The sequence below is a fragment of the Streptomyces kebangsaanensis genome, from assembly GCF_001906585.1.
GTDB classification, from domain to species: Bacteria; Actinomycetota; Actinomycetes; order Streptomycetales; family Streptomycetaceae; genus Streptomyces; species Streptomyces kebangsaanensis.
In genome coordinates, this window is record NZ_JUJA01000169.1 from 59166 (window position 1) to 59725 (window position 560).

The window sequence follows — 560 nt, forward strand, 5'->3', positions numbered from 1 at the left end:
CCCGCCGCACGAGCACTCCGTACGACCCCCTCCTCGCGGACGCCTGACTTGACTCCGTTGGGAATCCTGGGGTTTCCCGGTGCGGCAGTATGGTCAGCGGGCATGCTCGGGGCCGTTTCGAAGGCCGATGCGGTTGTCGAGGTGCCTGTTGTTCCTCCGTCCCCGTTCCGGTGAGCAGGTCCCGGTTCTGACCGTGCAGGTCGTGCGGGCGAGCGATCCGGGCGGTACGGCGGCGATGCGGGTGCGGGACCGGCTGGACGGGCTGTGGTGCGACGAGGACTTCGCCGACCGGTACCCGCGCGCCGGACGCCCCGGCCTCTCGCCCGCCCAGTGGGCCACCGTCCGTGTGCTGCAGTTCCTGCTCGGCCTGTCGGGCCGGCAGGTGGCCGAGGCGGTGCGCTGCCGCATCGATTTCACGTACGCCCTGGCCATGGAGCTGGACGATCCCGGCTTGAGAGCGAGCGGCTGCTGGGAGCCCATGCCGAAGACGTCAACCGCGTTCTGCTCGCTTCCTCTCCAAGTGAGGCGGCGTCGAGCCGCCCGCTCCGAGGCACTCGGAC

1 protein-coding gene is annotated in these 560 nt (G+C 70.7%); it reads left to right on the forward strand.

All coding sequences use genetic code 11. The features are described from left to right. Positions 1–148 precede the first annotated feature (148 nt). Positions 149–560 (forward strand): transposase (locus RH94_RS37660; protein WP_234426343.1); only part of this gene is annotated, 412 nt, incomplete at its 3' end.